This window comes from Comamonas guangdongensis, assembly GCF_041079535.1.
GTDB lineage: Bacteria > Pseudomonadota > Gammaproteobacteria > Burkholderiales > Burkholderiaceae_C > Comamonas > Comamonas guangdongensis.
In genome coordinates, this window is the sequence record NZ_JBFYGN010000013.1 from 95,228 (window position 1) to 112,847 (window position 17,620).

At 64.1% G+C, this 17,620-nt stretch carries 19 protein-coding genes and 1 tRNA gene; 13 read left to right on the plus strand and 7 right to left on the minus strand.

The window, feature by feature from the left end; translation table 11 throughout:
- Positions 1–65 precede the first annotated feature (65 nt).
- The 4 genes from AB6724_RS12985 (at position 66) to trmB (ending at position 4,088) form a co-directional block, all read left to right on the plus strand.
- A complete protein-coding gene (locus tag AB6724_RS12985) occupies positions 66–1,004 on the plus strand; it encodes a LysR family transcriptional regulator (protein WP_369338945.1) in 939 nt (312 codons plus the stop codon).
- A 132-nt stretch (positions 1,005–1,136) separates the two neighbouring features.
- The gene (locus tag AB6724_RS12990; RefSeq protein ID WP_369338946.1) at positions 1,137–2,255 is read left to right on the plus strand and encodes an NAD(P)/FAD-dependent oxidoreductase; all 1,119 of its coding nucleotides are present in this window, start codon (positions 1,137–1,139) and stop codon (positions 2,253–2,255) included.
- Between the two features lie 31 nt (positions 2,256–2,286).
- Positions 2,287–3,327 carry a tRNA glutamyl-Q(34) synthetase GluQRS gene (gluQRS, locus tag AB6724_RS12995; protein ID WP_369338947.1) on the plus strand — a complete coding sequence of 347 codons (1,041 nt, stop codon included), beginning with the start codon at positions 2,287–2,289 and terminating at the stop codon, positions 3,325–3,327.
- A 29-nt stretch (positions 3,328–3,356) separates the two neighbouring features.
- Positions 3,357–4,088, plus strand: a complete 732-nt coding sequence (gene trmB / locus AB6724_RS13000; protein ID WP_369338948.1) for a tRNA (guanosine(46)-N7)-methyltransferase TrmB — start codon at positions 3,357–3,359, stop codon at positions 4,086–4,088.
- On the opposite strand, the gene AB6724_RS13005 is transcribed toward trmB, so the two are convergent.
- From AB6724_RS13005 to alaS, 3 genes are all read right to left on the minus strand, one after another.
- Complete coding sequence (locus AB6724_RS13005) at positions 4,085–5,428, minus strand: GGDEF domain-containing protein (protein ID WP_369338949.1); 1,344 nt, start codon at positions 5,426–5,428, stop codon at positions 4,085–4,087. The two genes, trmB and AB6724_RS13005, sit on opposite strands and share 4 nt — an antisense overlap.
- Before the next feature lie 9 nt (positions 5,429–5,437).
- Entirely contained in the window at positions 5,438–6,583 is a 1,146-nt protein-coding gene (locus AB6724_RS13010) for an ABC transporter substrate-binding protein (protein ID WP_369338950.1), read from the minus strand.
- A gap of 134 nt (positions 6,584–6,717) precedes the next feature.
- Positions 6,718–9,342, minus strand: a complete 2,625-nt coding sequence (gene alaS, locus AB6724_RS13015) for an alanine--tRNA ligase (RefSeq protein ID WP_369338951.1) — start codon at positions 9,340–9,342, stop codon at positions 6,718–6,720.
- 210 nt (positions 9,343–9,552) lie between these two features.
- Between alaS and AB6724_RS13020 the strand changes: the two genes are divergently transcribed.
- Positions 9,553–9,846 carry a hypothetical protein gene (locus AB6724_RS13020; protein ID WP_369338952.1) on the plus strand — a complete coding sequence of 98 codons (294 nt, stop codon included), beginning with the start codon at positions 9,553–9,555 and terminating at the stop codon, positions 9,844–9,846.
- 15 nt (positions 9,847–9,861) lie between these two features.
- Here the strand turns inward: AB6724_RS13020 and AB6724_RS13025 are convergent, their stop codons facing one another.
- Both AB6724_RS13025 and smpB read right to left on the minus strand, forming a co-directional pair.
- Positions 9,862–10,251, minus strand: a complete 390-nt coding sequence (locus tag AB6724_RS13025) for a DUF4259 domain-containing protein (RefSeq protein ID WP_369338953.1) — start codon at positions 10,249–10,251, stop codon at positions 9,862–9,864.
- Positions 10,252–10,335: 84 nt separating this feature from the next.
- Complete coding sequence (smpB, locus tag AB6724_RS13030; RefSeq protein ID WP_369338954.1) at positions 10,336–10,809, minus strand: SsrA-binding protein SmpB; 474 nt, start codon at positions 10,807–10,809, stop codon at positions 10,336–10,338.
- Positions 10,810–10,968: 159 nt separating this feature from the next.
- Here smpB and AB6724_RS13035 point away from each other — a divergent pair, with 159 nt between their 5' ends.
- Together AB6724_RS13035 and AB6724_RS13040 are read left to right on the plus strand one after the other, a co-directional pair.
- Positions 10,969–11,421, plus strand: coding sequence for a type II toxin-antitoxin system RatA family toxin (locus AB6724_RS13035; RefSeq protein ID WP_369338955.1), 453 nt, complete (start codon positions 10,969–10,971; stop codon positions 11,419–11,421).
- The gene (locus AB6724_RS13040) at positions 11,414–11,761 is read left to right on the plus strand and encodes an RnfH family protein (protein WP_369338956.1); all 348 of its coding nucleotides are present in this window, start codon (positions 11,414–11,416) and stop codon (positions 11,759–11,761) included. Before AB6724_RS13035 ends, AB6724_RS13040 begins: the two co-directional genes overlap by 8 nt.
- Positions 11,762–11,821: 60 nt before the next feature.
- Here the strand turns inward: AB6724_RS13040 and AB6724_RS13045 are convergent, their stop codons facing one another.
- Positions 11,822–12,343 (minus strand): DUF4124 domain-containing protein, encoded by a 522-nt coding sequence (locus AB6724_RS13045; RefSeq protein ID WP_369338957.1) that lies wholly within the window; start codon positions 12,341–12,343, stop codon positions 11,822–11,824.
- Between the two features lie 97 nt (positions 12,344–12,440).
- Here AB6724_RS13045 and guaB point away from each other — a divergent pair, with 97 nt between their 5' ends.
- The 5 genes from guaB to AB6724_RS13070 all read left to right on the plus strand — a co-directional run bounded on the left by guaB (position 12,441) and on the right by AB6724_RS13070 (position 16,988).
- Entirely contained in the window at positions 12,441–13,916 is a 1,476-nt protein-coding gene (guaB, locus tag AB6724_RS13050) for an IMP dehydrogenase (protein WP_369338958.1), read from the plus strand.
- Between the two features lie 100 nt (positions 13,917–14,016).
- The gene (locus AB6724_RS13055; protein ID WP_369338959.1) at positions 14,017–14,277 is read left to right on the plus strand and encodes a type II toxin-antitoxin system Phd/YefM family antitoxin; all 261 of its coding nucleotides are present in this window, start codon (positions 14,017–14,019) and stop codon (positions 14,275–14,277) included.
- Positions 14,274–14,720, plus strand: a complete 447-nt coding sequence (locus AB6724_RS13060) for a type II toxin-antitoxin system VapC family toxin (protein WP_369338960.1) — start codon at positions 14,274–14,276, stop codon at positions 14,718–14,720. Before AB6724_RS13055 ends, AB6724_RS13060 begins: the two co-directional genes overlap by 4 nt.
- 32 nt (positions 14,721–14,752) lie before the next feature.
- Entirely contained in the window at positions 14,753–16,369 is a 1,617-nt protein-coding gene (guaA, locus tag AB6724_RS13065) for a glutamine-hydrolyzing GMP synthase (RefSeq protein ID WP_369338965.1), read from the plus strand.
- A gap of 376 nt (positions 16,370–16,745) precedes the next feature.
- On the plus strand, positions 16,746–16,988 hold the full coding sequence (locus AB6724_RS13070; RefSeq protein ID WP_369338961.1) for a hypothetical protein: 243 nt from the start codon (positions 16,746–16,748) through the stop codon (positions 16,986–16,988).
- Here the strand turns inward: AB6724_RS13070 and AB6724_RS13075 are convergent.
- Positions 16,985–17,212, minus strand: a complete 228-nt coding sequence (locus AB6724_RS13075; RefSeq protein ID WP_369338962.1) for a hypothetical protein — start codon at positions 17,210–17,212, stop codon at positions 16,985–16,987. The genes AB6724_RS13070 and AB6724_RS13075 overlap by 4 nt on opposite strands.
- Positions 17,213–17,546: 334 nt before the next feature.
- Between AB6724_RS13075 and AB6724_RS13080 the strand changes: the two genes are divergently transcribed.
- Positions 17,547–17,620: transfer RNA gene (locus AB6724_RS13080), tRNA-Pro, on the plus strand.

Here is a 17,620-nt window from a genome sequence, read left to right on the forward strand (position 1 = left end):
GCACCTGGCTGTGGCTGAGCGCCGTTGATGGCATCATTCAAACTCTTTGAACACTCATTTCCGCCATGCCCAGCTCCCGCGATGTGTTGACTCCCGACAGCCTGGCCATGCTGCAAGCCATTGCCGAAACCGGCAGCTTTGCCGCCGCCGCCCGCTCCCTGGGGCTGGTGCCCAGCGCCCTGACCTATCGCGTGCGCCAGATCGAGGACGCGCTGGACGTGCTGCTGTTCGACCGCCGCTCGCGCCACGCCCAGCCCACTGCGGCCGGCCAGGCCCTGCTGCAGGAAGGGGTGCGGCTGCTGCAGGAAATCGATGCGGTCGCGCACCGCGTCAAGCGCGTGGCCACGGGCTGGGAGCCCAGGCTGACCATCGTGGTCGACGGCGCCGTGGCGCGCACTCCGGTCTTCGAGCTGGTCGAGGCCTTCTACGCGCTGAATCCGCCGACCAGCCTCAAGCTCATGGACGGCATACTCAGCGGGACCCTGGAGGCTCTGACCAGCGGCCACGCTGATCTGGCCATAGGCATCGCCGTCAACGCCAGCAATGCGGCCGAGCTGCAGACCCGCGAAATCGGCGAGATGGACTTCATCTTCGCCGTGGCCCCCCACCACCCGCTGGCCCAGGCGCAGGAGCCGCTGTCCGACGAGGAGCTGGTGCGCCACCGGCTGATCGCCGTGGCCGATTCGGGCGTGCGCAGCAATATCAGCTACGGCCTGGTCAGCGGCCAGGACGTGCTGACCGTGGACAGCATGCAGGCCAAGGTCGAGGCCCAGGTGCGCGGCATAGGCGGCGGCTTTCTGCCGCGCGGCATGGTCCAGGCCTATCTGGACGCCGGCCTGCTCGTCACCCGCGAAGTCAAGCGCGCAAACCGCAATCTGCGCCTGCACTATGCGTGGTCGGGCTCGGCCCAGCGCGTGCCCGGCCGCGCGCTGCAATGGTGGCTGGAACAGCTGGAGAGCCCCGCAACCCGCAGGGCGCTCATGGAAAACCATCAGCGCCACTGAGGGCCGCCGCACCATGCCCGTCATGCCGGCGGTGTAGAGTGGGCCGCGTGGCAAGAGCATCGGCATTCGGTGCTTGCTCTCTTTTGAAGAGCTGCTACGCTATGAGACAAACGGTGTTGAAAAGGCTTTTTCATGAATGCTTCCCGCGCTCACCCCTCTGCGTCCGCATCCGCTCACACCTCCAGCCCCCCCTCTTCCAGACCCCAGCGCATCGCCATCGTCGGTGCCGGCATTGCCGGTCTGGCCTGTGCGCGCACCCTCATGCAGGCTGGCCATGACGTCCATGTCTATGAGCGTCTGCCCCAGGCCGGCGGACGCCTGCGCTCGGTCAACGGCCCCTATGGGAGCTTCGACATAGGCGCGCAGTACTTCACCGTGCGCGACCCGCGGTTTCAGCTGGCGCTGGATACCGCGACCCACAATCTGCGCGGCTGGAGCGTCAACAGCGTCCAGACGCGCAACGCCCAGGGCCGCAAGACCGACAATCCGGCCTCGGCACGCGAAACCCACTGGGTGGGCGTGCCCGATATGCAGGCCCTGCCGCTGGCCTGGGCCGCCCCACTGTGGGAAGCCGGCCGCCTGCACCTGGGCCAGTCGGTCAGGGCCTTGCAGCACCATATCGCCAGTGGCAGCCGCCACAGCCATCACCAGTGGACGCTGATGCTGGACACCGAGGACCATGGCCCGCAAAGCGCCGCGGCCTTCGATTCCCTGGTGCTGGCCACGCCCGCGCCACAGGCCGCGCAACTGCTGCAGACCGTGCCCCAGGGCGCGGAACTCGCCAAAACGCTGTCCCATGTGGAAATCGCCCCCTGCTGGGCCATGACCCTGTCCTACCCCATGGCCGCGCAAGCTGGCCTGACCACGCTGGGCCCGCAGTGGAACGCGGCGCGCAGCACCCACGACCGCATTGCCTGGGTGGCGCGCGAATCCTCCAAGCCCGGCCGCGCCCAGACCGAGCGCTGGACCGTGCACGCCAACCCGCTATGGTCCAACGAGCACCGCAACGACGACCCCACGCGCGTGCTCACCAAGCTGCAAAAAGCCTTTGGCGAAATCACGGGCATACGCGTGGCACCGCGCCATGCGAGCGTCTACCTCTGGCCCCATGCCCAGACCCTGGCGCCGCTGGGCCGCTCCTTCGCCCATGATCCGTCCACGGGCCTGGGCCTGTGCGGCGACTGGTGCCTGGGCCGGCGCGTGGAGGATGCGTTTGTCTCGGGCCTGGAGATGGCGCTGGCTCTCGCCTAGAGCCGGCCCGGGGGCGTAAGATTGCGCCCTCATGACCGCGGCCCTCGCCTCTTCCCCAGTCTCCTATGTCGGGCGCTTCGCCCCTTCGCCAACCGGCCCGCTGCATGCGGGCTCCCTGGTCGCCGCGCTGGCAAGCTGGCTGGACGCCCGCGCACATGGCGGCCGCTGGCTGATCCGCATCGAGGACATCGACCCGCCGCGCTGCCAGCCCGGTGCGGACCAGGAGATACTGCGCCAGCTTGCGGCCTGCGGCCTGCATGCCGACGCGCCCGTGAGCTGGCAGTCGGCGCGCCATAAGCTGTATGAAAAAGCGCTGGCGCAGCTGCAGGAGCGGCAACTGGCCTATCCCTGCGGCTGCACGCGCAAGGACATAGAGGCCGCCTGGCAGGCCCTGGATCTGGTGCACGAGCGCCATGTGGAGCGCCCCTACCCCGGCACCTGCCGCCACGGCCTGCAGGGCAAGCCCGCCCGAGCCTGGCGTTTCGCGCTGGAGCAGCGGATTCAAGACCTGCAGAAAAATCACGCTCAAGCCCTTTCCGACAGAGCGTCGACTGCTACGCAATACATAGCAATCAACGGCAGCCGGCTCGAGCCCGCAGCCCCCGTGCTGCATTGGCAGGACCGCCGCCTCGGCGAGCAGCAGCAGAATCTGGCGGCCAGCGTGGGCGACTTCGTGCTGCGCCGCGCCGACGGACTCTGGGCCTATCAGCTGGCCGTGGTCGTCGACGACGCCGAGCAGGGCATCACCCATGTCGTGCGTGGCGAGGATCTGGCCGACAATACGCCGCGCCAGATTCTGCTGCAGCATGCGCTGGGCCTGGCCCAGCCGCACTATCTGCACACGCCGCTGGTACGCATGGCCAATGGAGAAAAGCTCTCCAAGCAGCATGGCGCGCCGGCCGTGGACCTGAGCCAGCCTTTGGCCGCGCTGTGCGCGGCGGCTGCGCAGCTGGGCCTGCCACAAGCGCCGGCCGGCACCGGCGGCGGCAGTGAAAGCCCCGCATCGGCCCTGACTTTGGCATTGGACTTCTGGGTTCGCTGCTGGCGCCAAACCTACAATATCGCCCCGTGACTTCTTCTATTCCAACCCCCTCCTCCGATATGGACGCCACCGCGCCAGCCCCAGACACCTCCGCAACCGGCCAGGCGCCCGAGGGCGTGGCCTATCCCAAGACCATCAAGAGCTATGTGCGCCGTGCCGGCCGCACCACCACGGGCCAGGCCAAGGCCTTCGAAGAGCTGGGTCCGCGCTTTCTGCTGCGGTATCAGAAGGCTGAGCTGGACGCCGCGGCGGCCTTCGGCCGCACTGCGCCGCTGATCCTGGAAATCGGCTTTGGCATGGGCGAAGCCACCGCCCATATCGCGCGCGTGCGCCCCGACGACAACTTCCTGTGCTGCGAAGTCCACGAGCCCGGCGTGGGCGCGCTGCTCAAGCGCATCGGCGAGCAGGAGATAGAGAACATCCGCATCCTGCAGCACGATGCCGTGGAAGTCATAGACAATATGCTGCCCGAGGCTTCGCTAGACGGCGTGCACATCTTCTTCCCCGACCCCTGGCACAAGAAGAAGCACAACAAGCGCCGCCTGATCCAGTCGCCGCTGATCGCCAAGCTGGCCGCCCGCATCAAGCCCGGCGGCTATATCCACTGCGCCACCGACTGGGAACCCTATGCCCAGCAGATGCTGGAGGTGCTGAGCGCCGAGCCGCTACTGCACAACAGCGCCGAAGGCTATGCGCCCAAGCCCGACTACCGCCCCCTGACCAAGTTCGAGAACCGCGGCCTGCGCCTGGGCCATGGCGTGTGGGATCTGGTGTTCCGCCGCAAGAACTAAGGCTGGCTTTCCTGGCTGCCCAGCGCCGAAGGCCGCTCCATGGCCGCGGCGCTTTTTTTATGTCCGCGCGCGTGGATTTCCGAAACGCGCACGCAGTCCCGGCCCGCGGCCTTGGCCTCGTACAGCGCCGCATCCGCACGCTCAAGCATGGATTCCATGCTCTCCTCGCCCTGCAGCTGGGCCACGCCGAAGCTGGCCGTCACCGTCAGATGCAGCCCGTCCACATCGATAGGCCGGCCGCGAATCACGCGCCCCAGCCGCGAAGCGAGCTGGCTGGCTTCGGCCGCCTGGGACTCGGGCAGCACGGCGAGGAACTCCTCGCCACCATAGCGCGCCAGCCAGTCCACCTGGGTGCGCAGCTCCCGCTGGCAGCGCAAGGCCACCTCGCGCAGCACCACATCGCCGGTCGCATGGCCGTGCTCGTCATTGACGCGCTTGAAATGGTCGAGGTCCATGAACACCACGCTGAGTGGGCGGCCATAGCGCCGGCAGCGCTCTACCTCGGACTGCAGCCGCTCGTCGAGCGCACGCCGGTTGTAGCAGCTGGTCAGGGCATCGGTCATGGACAGGCGCTTGACCTCGTCGACCATCTGTTCCAGCTGCGCCGTCCGCTCCGCCACCAGCTGGTCCAGATCGGCAATATGGCTTTGCAGATTGTTCTGCAGCTGCACAAAACCTCTGGCGACCAGATCGATCTCGTCGATATAGGCACGCCGCGGCCGTCCCAGCACCAGCGTCTGGGATTGGCCGCCGGGCTTGAGCCCACGCGCGAAATGCGCAATATCGCGCAAGGGATCGCGCAGCTGCCGGCGCATGACCATCGCCACCACCATGCAGACCAGGGTGGTGAAAAGCACATAGCCCAGAACCACGCCCAGAATGGAGTTGCGCATCAGTTCCAGGTAATAGCTGCGGCTTTCCCAGATTTCCAGCGTACCCAGAGGGATCTCCCCGGCCGTTTGTATCTGGCGCGGAGCCGGGATGTTGATCGCGATGGCCGGCGGGCGCGGCTGCGCCAGCTGGCCGCCCTCAAAAAGCTCCCCAGTGGTCGTGGCGCGCACACGCACGAAGCCCACCTGGGGCAGTTTCGCCAGCCAACTCACCTGGTTGCGCACCATGGCCGGGTCTATGTCCCACATGGCGCTGGACAGCAGCAGCAGGCTGGCATCCGCATGCTGCTGCATGTCGCGCCTGAAGTTCTGCTGGCCCGCCCGATATTCCCACCAGGCCAGAGCGCCCACGAACACGCACATGCTCAGCAGCGCCAGCAGCACGATGCGGGCGATCAGCTGCGTGGCGATGGAGCGGAACCGTGAGCTCGGGGGTAGTAGTTGAAGCATGGCATCCTATCAACGCAAAAGCCTGTCGGTTTCAAAGCCGTAAACCTTGAGCCTGGAGTTCAATACCTTGCTGTATTTGCGAAAGTCCAGCAGCTTGTGCGGCGCGCCTAGGCGTTGCTCGAACCTGTCGATCAAGAGCGGATCGACCAGCACGAACATCGGCCTTTGCAGCTCCAGCCCCTCCGAGCTGAAATCGCGTCCATGCGCATAGTCGTACAGCATGACCATCGCCCAGGCCCCCGCCAGATAATGCCCGCCGGCCAGGGCCGCCAGCTCGCCGGAGCGCATCGCCGCCAATGCCGCGGCCGAGGTGTTGATGGCGCTGAAGAAACCGTCGCGCCCCGGCGATCCGCCACGCGCGCGCCAGGCATCCATGGCGCCAAAAGCCATGTCGTCATTGCCCGACCAGACCAGCCGCGCCTCGGGGTAGCGCAGCATCAGCACCCGCATCTGCTCGGCGGCCCGGTCGCGGCGCCATTCCCCATAGACCTCCTGCTCCAGCAGCACGTCGCCGGCCTCGGCCACGGCTTTGCGCATGCCCTCGTTGCGCGCCAACGAGCTGGGAGTGGAGCGGTCTCCGGCGATCGCCAGCATATGCAGCTTGCCGTCCTTGCCGCCGACGATGCGCGACTCGCGCGCGGCCTCGATCAAGGCCTTGGCCGTCATATAGCCGGCCTCCTGCGCCTGCGGCTCCAGGCTGCCCAGCCAATGCCTGAATTTTTCGCGCGGCCGCCCCAGTGCGTCCCGCTGGCTGTCGGGCACGCCGCTGAAAGCCATCAGGCTGTCGATGCGCGCGGCCTCCAGCGTCCGGAGAATCTCCGGCGCCACGCTGTGATCGTTACTGAGTATCACGAAGCGGGGTCTGGAACCCGAAGGCCTTGCAGCAATCTCGCGCGCAATCGCTATGGCCTGCAGCGGATTGCGCTCTGCATAACGCACCTCCAGCGACATGCGCAGACTGCGTGCCGCCGACTCCATGGCTTCCGAGGCCGTGTGCCAATAGACTTCGCTGCTGCGCCCCGGGTTGATGAAGACCACGCTTTGCGCCGCCCCATAGGCCGGCCCGCCCAGCAAAAAAGCCAGCAGGCAGAGGCGCCAGCACTTTTGCAGCAGCGAGACAAGGGGTACCGGAGGCAGCGCCATGGGTTGGATCATTGAGTTGAAAGTGGTTGCTCCGCCTTAATCTAACTCAATGTCACCATCTGTAAATGTCAGACATCCATAACAAAAAACCCCGAAGCCCGGGGTTTTCTGTTTGCAGGGCACCCGATGGGTGCCAGATCCGGCGCTTAGAGGCGCTCGGCCGCCCAGGCCTGGACCGAGGCCAGGGCCGCAGGCAGGCCGGCCGCGTCGGTACCGCCGGCCATGGCCATATCGGGCTTGCCGCCGCCCTTGCCGCCCACCTGCTGGGCCACAAAGTTCACCAGCTCGCCGGCCTTGAGCTTGGCGGTCTCGGCCTTGGTCACGCCTGCGGCCAGTTGCACCTTGTCGCCGTCCACGGCGGCCAGCACGATCACGGCTGCGCCCAGCTTGTCCTTGAGCTTGTCCATGGTGTCGCGCAGGGTCTTGGCGTCCGCTCCTTCGAGCTTGGCGGCCAGCACCTTCACCCCCTTGATATCGGCGGCCTGGGTCACCAGCTCGTCGCCCTGGCTGGAAGCCAGCTTGCCCTTGAGCGCGGCGATTTCCTTTTCCAGCACCTTGATCTGGTCGAGCGCACCGCCGATGCGGTGGGTCAGCTCGGCAGCGGGGGCCTTGAAGGCCGCGGCAGCCTGGTCCACGGTGGACTCCAGCGACTGCAGATAGGCCAGCGCGTTCTCGCCGGTAATGGCTTCGATACGGCGCACGCCAGCGGCCACGCCGGATTCGCCCACCACCTTGAACAGGCCGATGTCGCCGGTGCGCTGCACGTGGGTGCCGCCGCAAAGCTCGCGGCTGGAGCCGATGTCGAGCACGCGCACGGTCTCGCCGTACTTCTCGCCGAACAGCATCATGGCGCCGGTCTTCTGGGCCGACTCAATGTCCATCACGCGCGCATCGGTGGCGGTGTTGGCCAGCACTTCGGCATTCACGCGGGCTTCGATCTCGCGGAGCTGCTCGGCCGTCACTGGGGCGTTGTGTGCAAAGTCGAAACGCGTGCGCTCGGCATTGACCAGCGAGCCCTTTTGCTGGACATGGGCACCCAGCACTTCGCGCAAGGCCTTGTGCATGATGTGGGTCACCGAGTGATTGCGCATGGTGGCGGCGCGCACGGCGGTATCCACCTCGGCCTGCACGGCATCACCGACCTTGAGGCTGCCGGACTCCAGCTGGCCGTGGTGACCGAATACATCGGCCTTGATCTTGAGCGTGTCCTGCACGGCAAAGCGGTTGCCGCCGGCCGTGATCAGGCCCTGGTCGCCGACCTGGCCGCCCGATTCCGCATAAAAAGGAGTGGCATCCAGCACCACCACGCCGCTTTGACCCGCTTTCAACTCGGAAACCGAGGCACCGTCAGCGTACAGCGCTACGATTTTCGCTGCTTCGGCGAGCTTCTCGTAGCCAACAAAGGTATTCGCCTCGCCCGAATACTCCAACGCGCGGTCCATTTTGAACTTGCCTGCAGCACGGGCCTGGCTCTTCTGCTGCTCCATGGCGGCATGGAAGCCGGCCTCGTCCACAGTCACGCCACGTTCGCGCGCCACGTCGTTGGACAGATCCAGCGGGAAGCCGTAGGTGTCGTGCAGCTTGAAGGCCACATCGCCGGGCAGCACCTTGACGTCGCCGGCCAGCGCGCTGTCCAGGATTTCCATGCCATGGGCGAGGGTCTCGAAGAAGCGCTCTTCCTCGGCCTTGAGCACGCTGGTGATATGCGCTTCCTGTTCGCGCAGCTTGGGGTAGGCCTCGCCCATCTGCTGCACCAGGTCGGTCACCAGCTTGTGGAAGAACGGAGTCTTCTGACCCAGCTTGTAGCCGTGACGGATGGCCCGGCGGATGATGCGGCGCTGCACATAGCCGCGGCCTTCGTTGGAAGGAATCACGCCGTCGGACACCAGGAAGGAGGTGGCGCGGATATGGTCGGCAATCACCTTCAGCGAAGGGTTGGCCAGATCCTCGATATGGGTTTCGCGCGCAGCCGCCTTGATCAGCGCCTGGAACAGGTCGATCTCGTAGTTGCTGTGCACATGCTGCAGGATGGCCGCCAGGCGCTCCAGGCCCATGCCGGTGTCCACGCAGGGCGCGGGCAGCTTGACCACGGAGCCGTCTTCCTTCATGTCAAACTGCATGAACACATGGTTCCAGATCTCGATGAAGCGGTCACCGTCTTCGTCGGGCGAGCCGGGAGGGCCACCGGCAATGTGCTCGCCGTGGTCGTAGAAGATTTCCGAGCAAGGACCGCAGGGGCCGGTATCGGCCATCATCCAGAAGTTGTCGCTCTTGTACTTGCCGCCCTTGTTGTCGCCGATGCGGATGATGCGCTCGGCCGGCAGACCGATGACGTTCTTCCAGATGTCATAGGCCTCATCATCCTCGTGATAGACCGTGGCCAGCAGCTTCTCGGCGGGCAGACCGAAGACCTTGGTCAGCAGCTCCCAGCCCCACTCGATGGACTCCTTCTTGAAGTAGTCGCCGAAGGACCAGTTGCCCAGCATTTCGAAGAAGGTATGGTGGCGAGCCGTATAGCCCACGTTCTCCAGGTCATTGTGCTTGCCGCCGGCGCGCAGGCAGGCCTGCACCGAGGTAGCGCGGTTGTAGGGGCGCTTGTCCGTGCCCAGGAACACATCCTTGAACTGCACCATGCCCGAGTTGGTGAACATCAGCGTCGGATCATTGCCGGGAACCAGCGAGCTGGACGCAACAACGGTGTGGCCCTTGGAAGCGTAGAAATCCAGGAACGTCTTGCGGATGTCCGCAACGGAAAAAGTGGGTGTGCTCATGGTGTTTTGAATGACGACGCCGGCATGACGCCTGCGATCAATATGGCCCGGCGCTGCTTTTTCAGGAGCTGCACGCGAAGGCAAATCAGCCGGACATTATAGGTTTGCGACCGCGGGCCCGCGCACCGGGGTGCTGTTACGGTCATTGCATACGGCGCAGACCTGGTGTTCAGGTCGCCATCAGCGGCATGCGCATAATAGCCAGCCAACATGAACCCGACACCCAATCCCGAGGCGACAAGGCCTCAAGCCCCCGCCAAAAGCCGACTTGTTCCGTGGCTGATCGGCCTGCCCGTGAGCATTTTTGCCATCCTCATGCTGATAGGCCGCCTGATGGACGACCCGCAGAGCGAGCAGCGCTGGGTGGACCGCGAGACCATCAAGATCTGCTGGAAGCAGACTGCCAAGCCCGAAGCCGAGCGCAAGGCCCAGGAATTCCGCTCCCAGGCCGACTGCGAACAGCTGGAATTCGCCTTCAAGCAGAAATATGACGAAAACCCCTGAAGCGCAAAGCCGCGCTCAGTCGTCTTCGCTCTCTCTTTCTTCCTGCGCCAGATGCGCCAGGGCCAGCATGCGGTCGAAGGTCGCGACCAGCGTGGCCCTGCGGCCCTGCTTGTAGTCTTCACTGGGTTCGAGCTCGTCGATGCTGGAATCCCAGACCTCCAGGTAGATACGCTTCCACTCGGCCAGAGTCTCGACGTCGGGCCACTGGGGCGGCATGCCTTTTTCGGCCATGGCGCATAGCAGCTCTATCCTGCAGGGCACGAGATCCGCATCGGGCTCGTCGGCCTCCAGGCATGCGGGCGACTCCATGGCCTCGGCAATTTCGTCCAGCAACTGGCCCGTGATGTCATCCAGCCAGTCCAGCGCCGTGTCGTTGTCGAAGTTACCGTGCGACCAAGTACCCATGGCGAGCCTCCTTGAAAATGCTGGCTGCCAACATAGCGGCCGGCCGTGTCAAAACCGTGTCAAGAAGGCTGGGGCCGGCGCCCGCTAGCGGTGGCGGCTCTTCATGGCGCGCTCGACCTCGCGCTTGCCTTCCCTGTCCTTGATCACGTCGCGCTTGTCATGTTCGGCCTTGCCCTTGGCCAGCGCAATCTCGCATTTCACAAAGCCATTCTTCCAGTGCAGGTTGATGGGCACCAGGGTGTAGCCTTTTTGCTCCACCTTGCCGATCAGGCGACGGATCTCGTCCTTCTTCATCAGCAGCTTCTTGATGCGCGCCGAATCCGGGCTCACATGGGTGGACGCGGTCTTGAGCGGATTGATCTGGCAGCCCAGCAGATACAGCTCGCCATCCTTGATGATGACGTAGCCGTCGGTCAACTGGACCTTGCCGCTGCGCAAGGCCTTGACCTCCCAGCCGTGCAGCACCATGCCGGCCTCGTGGCGCTCCTCGAAGAAATAGTTGAATGCAGCTTTTTTATTGTCGGCAATGCGCGACGATGTTTCTGGTTTCTTGGCCATGGAGTATTAGTTGCAGCGCAGACCGGAGATGAAAGCTCTCCCTACAATACTGGATTGCCGTCTCGCCTCTGAGTGGCGATTTTAGTTTCGCATGACGGACATGGGTAGATTGCCTATCGCCAATACCCTGTACTTGCGCCATGCTGATTGCTCTTTTTCATGAAAAACGTCAACAAGTCCGTCCTGATCTGGTACAGCCCCGAAGAAATGTTTGCCCTGGTGACGGACGTGGCCCACTATGCCGACTTTCTGCCCTGGTGCAATCACGCCAAGGTGCTGGAGCAGGATGACAGCGGCATGACCGCCGAGGTGGGCATGGCCTTCGGCGGCCTGCACAAATCCTTTGTGACGCGCAACACCCATATCGCCATGGACGACGGCGGCCAGCAGGTCAGCATGCGCCTGGTCAAAGGCCCGTTCTCCCGCCTCGAGGGCAACTGGCGCTTTCATCCCGTGGGGGACGGCAAGCAGCGCGCCTGCAAGGTGGAGCTGCAGCTCGACTACGGTTTTGAGAGCAGCGCGGTGGCCGCCATCATAGGCCCGGTCTTTGACCGCATCGCGGGCTCGATGGTTGACGCCTTCATCAAGCGCGCCGAGCAGGTCTATGGCTAAGCCCCTGCAAATCAGCGTCTGCGCCTCACCCAGAGCCGGCGTGGTGCACGAGGCCTGCCTGCAGCTGCCGCCGGGCAGCACCGTGCAGCAAGCACTGGCGGCAGCCGCACAGCTGCCGCAGCTGGAACTCGATCTACCCCGGATCTCCGCGTCCATGGTCGGCATCTGGGGCAAGACGGCGCGCCCCGAGCAGATGCTGGGCGACGGCGACCGCCTCGAAATCTACCGCCCACTGACCGTAGACCCCAAGATCGCCAGGCGCGAGCGCTTTGCGCGCCAGGGCGCCAGAAGCACCGGATTGTTCAAGCGCCAGCGGCCTGGAGCCAAGGCCGGATATTGAAAGCCCGCGCATAAAAAAGCACCCGCCCAGGGTGCTTTTTTCTTGGGACCGGGAGCAGGCCTATTGCGCTGGCTCGGGTGCCGGGCCGCAATCCGAGGCAATCACCGCATCGGCACGCTTGACCTCGGCATCGCGCGTGGCCTCGTCCATGAAGCCGCGCTCGCCGTTGGCGTTGACGCTGGAGAGCATGCGCCCGGAGGTCAGCGTGGCCCTGGCCTGCTTGGCACGGTTGCAGTTGTCGAGGCGCTGCTTTTCGCGCTGCATTTTGTCGGCCTGGGCCTTGGCGACCTCCTGGGCTTCCTGCTTGCGCTTTTGCTCTTCCAGACCCTTGTCCACGCCTTTGTCCGCCGCAGGCCTGGCCGGCGCCGGGGCCGGAGCGGCTTCGGCGGCAGCCGTTGCAACGCCCGCCACCTTGCCCGAGCCGCCGGGCCGGCGCAGTATGTTCTTGGCGGGAATATCGGGCGGCGGAGCGCGGTCGCTAAATACCTTGTGGCCTTGGCCATCGATCCATTGCCACTGAGCCGAGGCAGGAACCGAACAGCAGGCAAGAGCTGCGATCAGAGCGAACTTGATGGTATGCATGAGAGTCGATTGTCTGAGGCGAGCCATGGGGGTTCTGGGCCGCAAGCCCACATTGTGCGGCAAGTCACAGGTACAATCCTTCTTTTGGAGCCTTCACATGCGCCTTCTCGGAAAAGCACTGACCTTTGACGACGTCCTGCTCGTTCCCGCCTACTCCGAAGTCCTGCCCAAGGACGTTTCCCTCGCCACCCAATTCACCCGCAATATTCGCCTGAACCTGCCCCTGGTGTCTGCCGCCATGGACACGGTGACGGAAGCGCGTCTGGCCATCGCCATTGCGCAAGAAGGCGGTATCGGCGTGATCCACAAGAACATGACGGCCGAGCAACAAGCGGCCGAAGTGTCCAAGGTCAAGCGCCATGAGTCCGGCGTGGTGCACGACCCCGTGGTCATCACCCCCGAGCACACCGTGCTGCAGGTGCTACAGCTGTCCGAGGAGCGCGGCATTTCGGGCTTCCCCGTCTGCGACGGCGGCAAGGTGGTCGGCATCGTGACCAGCCGCGATGTGCGTTTCGAGACCCGCTATGACGTCAAGGTCCGCGAGATCATGACGCCGCGCGAAAAGCTCATCACCGTCAACGAAAAAGACGGCACGACTCCGGCCGAAGCCAAGGCGCTGCTGAACAAGCACAAGCTGGAGCGAATCCTGGTGGTGAACGACGCCTTTGAACTCAAGGGTCTGATCACCGTCAAGGACATCAACAAGCAGACCACCTTCCCCAATGCCGCACGTGATGCCGCTGGCCGCCTGCGCGTGGCCGCCGCCGTCGGCGTGGGTGCCGGCACCGAAGAGCGCGTGGACCTGCTGGTCAAGGCCGGCGTGGATGCGCTGGTGGTGGACACGGCCCACGGCCACAGCAAGGGCGTGATCGACCGCGTGCGCTGGGTCAAGCAGAACTACCCCCAGGTGGACGTGATCGGCGGCAACATCGCCACCGGCGCGGCTGCCCTGGCGCTGGTGGAAGCCGGCGCCGACGCTGTCAAGGTCGGCATCGGCCCCGGCTCCATCTGCACCACCCGTATCGTGGCCGGTGTGGGCGTGCCTCAGATCATGGCCATCGACAGCGTGGCCCAGGCCCTGAAGGGCACGGGCGTGCCTCTGATCGGCGACGGCGGCATCCGCTTCTCCGGCGACATCTCCAAGGCTCTGGCCGCTGGCGCTTCGACCATCATGATGGGCGGCATGTTTGCGGGCACCGAGGAAGCTCCGGGCGAAGTCATCCTGTACCAGGGCCGCTCGTACAAGAGCTACCGCGGCATGGGCTCTATCGGCGCCATGCAGCAAGGCTCGGCCGACCGCTACTTCCAGGAGTCCTCCACCGGCAACCCCAATGCCGACAAGCTGGTGCCCGAAGGCATCGAAGGCCGGGTGCCCTACAAGGGCTCCATGGTGTCCATCGTCTACCAGATGGCAGGCGGCGTGCGCGCTTCCATGGGCTACTGCGGTTGCGCCACCATCGCCGAGATGAACGACAAGGCCGAGTTCGTGGAAATCACGGCGGCCGGCATCCGTGAATCTCACGTGCATGACGTGCAGATCACCAAGGAAGCGCCTAACTACCGCGCCGATTAAGCCTTTTGATCCGGCCAGATTGCTTATTCTGGTCTGAATGCTAAAATCTGGTCTGATCTAAATATCGGACCAGATTTTTTCTTTTTTGCGCAGCACCACCATGCAATCCGTGGGCATCTACGAAGCCAAGACCCGTTTCTCCGCCCTGATCGAACTCGTCGAACAGGGCGAGGAAGTGCGCATCACGCGCCACGGCAAGGAAGTGGTGCGCATGCTGCCGGTGCGTCGCCGCCCGGTGATTAGCGATGAGCAAATTGCGCGCGAACTGGAACAGATCTCGGCTCTGCAGGCCACGGTACAGGCGCCGGCAGCTACGGATTCCGCAGCAGATCTGCGCCGAACCGGCAGGAGCCAGGCATGACGACGGGCTTTTCCGCCTTTGTGCTGGACGCCTCGGTCACCGCGGCCTGGCTGCTGCCCGACCATGCCAGCGAACACACGCAGCGCCTCTATACCCGTATCCGCCGCGACGAGATCGATCCGCAAGCTCCCAACCTCTGGCAGTGGGAATGTGGCAACCTGATCGCCTCGGGCGTGAACAGCGGCCGTATCCCGCACACCAGCGTCGAAGGCCTGTGGGGCGTGCTGGAAGCCATTCGCCATCGCGTGGAACTGCATGAGCTGGCCCCGGCGCAGCACAAGGCAGTGCTGGATGTGGCGCTGGACACGGGACTGCCTGTTTACGACGCGGCCTATCTATGGCTGGCGCAGTCCCTGCGCCTGCCGCTGGCGACTTTTGACGAAGCTCAGCGGGCTGCCGCCAGCAAGCGCGGCATTGCGCTGCTGGGCGCCGAAGATTTCTAACCCTTTTTGTCACCCTCTTGCCCTTGATCACCATGCAACACGACAAGATCCTCATTCTCGACTTTGGCTCCCAGGTCACCCAGCTGATCGCACGCCGCGTGCGCGAGGCCCATGTTTATTGCGAAGTCCACCCCTGCGACGTAAGCAGCGACTGGGTGCGCGAATTTGCGGCCGACGGCAAGCTCAAGGGCATCATTCTTTCGGGCAGCCATGCCAGCGTCTACGAAGTGGACGACCGAGCACCCGATGCCGTATTCGAGCTGGGCCTGCCCGTGCTGGGCATCTGCTACGGCATGCAGACCATGGCCACCCAGCTGGGCGGCAAGGTCGAAGGCAGCAACAGCCGTGAATTCGGCTACGCTGAAGTCCGCGCCCATGGCCATACCGAGCTGCTCAAGGGCATCGAGGACTTCGTCACGCCCGAAGGCCACGGCATGCTCAAGGTCTGGATGAGCCACGGCGACAAGGTCACCGAGCTGCCCCCGGGCTTCAAGGTCATGGCATCCACTCCGTCCTGCCCCATCGCCGGCATGGCCGACGAGGCGCGCCGCTATTACGCCGTGCAGTTCCACCCCGAAGTCACGCACACCGTGCAGGGCCAGGCGCTGCTCAACCGCTTTGTGCTGGACATCTGCGGCACCCATGCCGACTGGATCATGGGCGACTACATCGAAGAAGCCGTGGCCAAGATCCGCGAGCAGGTCGGTGACGAGGAAGTGATTCTGGGCCTGTCGGGCGGCGTGGACTCCTCCGTGGCTGCAGCCCTGATCCACCGCGCCATCGGCGACCAGCTGACCTGCGTGTTCGTGGACCACGGCCTGCTGCGCCTGAATGAAGGCGATATGGTCATGGAGATGTTCGAGGGCAAGCTGCACGCCAAGGTCATTCGCGTGGATGCATCCGAGCTGTTCCTGGGCAAACTGGCCGGCGTGTCCGAACCCGAAGCCAAGCGCAAGATCATCGGCGGTCTGTTTGTCGACGTGTTCAAGGCCGAGGCCTCCAAGCTCAAAGCCGCCAATGCCGGCAGCAAGGGAGCAACCTTCCTGGCCCAGGGCACGATCTACCCCGACGTGATCGAATCCGGTGGCGCCAAGAGCAAGAAGGCCGTGACCATCAAGAGCCACCACAACGTGGGCGGCTTGCCCGAGCAACTGGGTCTAAAGCTGCTGGAGCCGCTGCGCGACCTGTTCAAGGACGAAGTGCGCGAACTGGGCGTGGCTCTGGGCCTGCCCCGCGGCATGGTCTACCGCCACCCCTTCCCCGGCCCCGGCCTGGGCGTGCGTATCCTGGGCGAAGTGAAGAAGGAATATGCCGACCTGCTGCGCCGCGCCGACGCCATCTTCATCGAAGAGCTGAACAACTGGATCGACGAAAAGACCGGCAAGAGCTGGTACGACCTGACCAGCCAGGCCTTCACCGTCTTCCTGCCCGTCAAGAGCGTGGGCGTGATGGGCGACGGCCGCACCTACGACTATGTCGTGGCCCTGCGCGCCGTGCAGACCAGCGACTTCATGACGGCCGACTGGGCCGAGCTGCCCTACGGCCTGCTGAAGAAAGTCTCCGGCCGCATCATCAATGAAGTGCGCGGCATCAACCGCGTGACCTACGACGTGAGCACCAAGCCGCCTGCAACTATCGAGTGGGAATAAAAAGGCGTCGTGAACTGACACACAACCTTTAGACTTTTTTCTCATGCAAGCCCGTGAATTCACGGGCTTTTTTCATTTCTATCTGGCGCTTTCTGGAGCTAGCCGGTCTTACGAAGTCGGCGGGTTTCGATGGCACTTTGCGTGGGCGGGCTCCGAGTCAGTTGGACTGTCCCCTGGCAAGCAGACAACCCCGGCCTATCTATAGACCGCCCAACTTCGCCAGCCCCACACCTGGGCCGGCGGCACCCGGTAGGGGATCGCCTGCAAGAAAGCAGGCGACAGCCCGGGCTAGCTATTCCTGCTCATCCACCGATCGAGACAGCGCGGTCAGGACGCGCCAGAAACGGAGCCCCGCCACGGGAAGATTCTTGATTTCATGCTGCTGGCCATCGTCATCGTCATCGTCATGGCGATGCTCTGGCTGACCAAGCCATCCGCCAAGGCCTATGAGCCGCAGTCCATCACCAGACCCCTGCGCGATGAATTCGTCTGCCCCGGCATACAAGACGGGGGGCTGGACGACAAGACCTTGCAGTGCCCAAAGGAAACACCTTTAGGTGCTAGGCATGAAACAGCAGCGCGCCAATTGGTTGCGCAAGAAGTGGTTCTTCCTACTTAATCACGGCGCCAGCCAAGACCTCCAGAAGTGTCATCCCCGCCTGACCACTGCGGCATGCTGCCCGGACCTTGATAAGCCCCACGCCCCCATTCATAGCGCATATCGCTGGTTCCCATGATCTGGCCGGCACTCTGGTCTTGCATGCGCCCGGAATCGCGCCCCGGCATCATCGAGCAACCCGCCAGCATACTGACAACTGCAGCAATCAGAAGTAGCACTTTCATGGCAACTCCTTGAGAAAGTGGAGTGTTTTCAGATTAATCCCGCCGCATGTGCATCCCTGTAAGTACTTGTTGAACTGCCACTTTTCCTACCCAACTCGTATGCCGGCCTGCATTCAAGCGGGCTTTTTCATTGATGGCCCACATGAGTCCGACTATCGCGATCACAAAAAAGGCGCGTGTCGTCTACAACAAGGCGGAATAGCGGGAACAACGCAAAGAAATGCTGAAAAATTGGACAAACATACTCACCCCTTGGACGAAAGTTCAGTAAATTTCGCTGCAAACCGCTATCCAAGCTGGAATCAGGTCTGAACTCGGTTAAAGTTGCGGGCTTCGGAATGTAGCGCAGCCTGGTAGCGCACTTGCATGGGGTGCAAGGGGTCGCGAGTTCGAATCCCGCCATTCCGA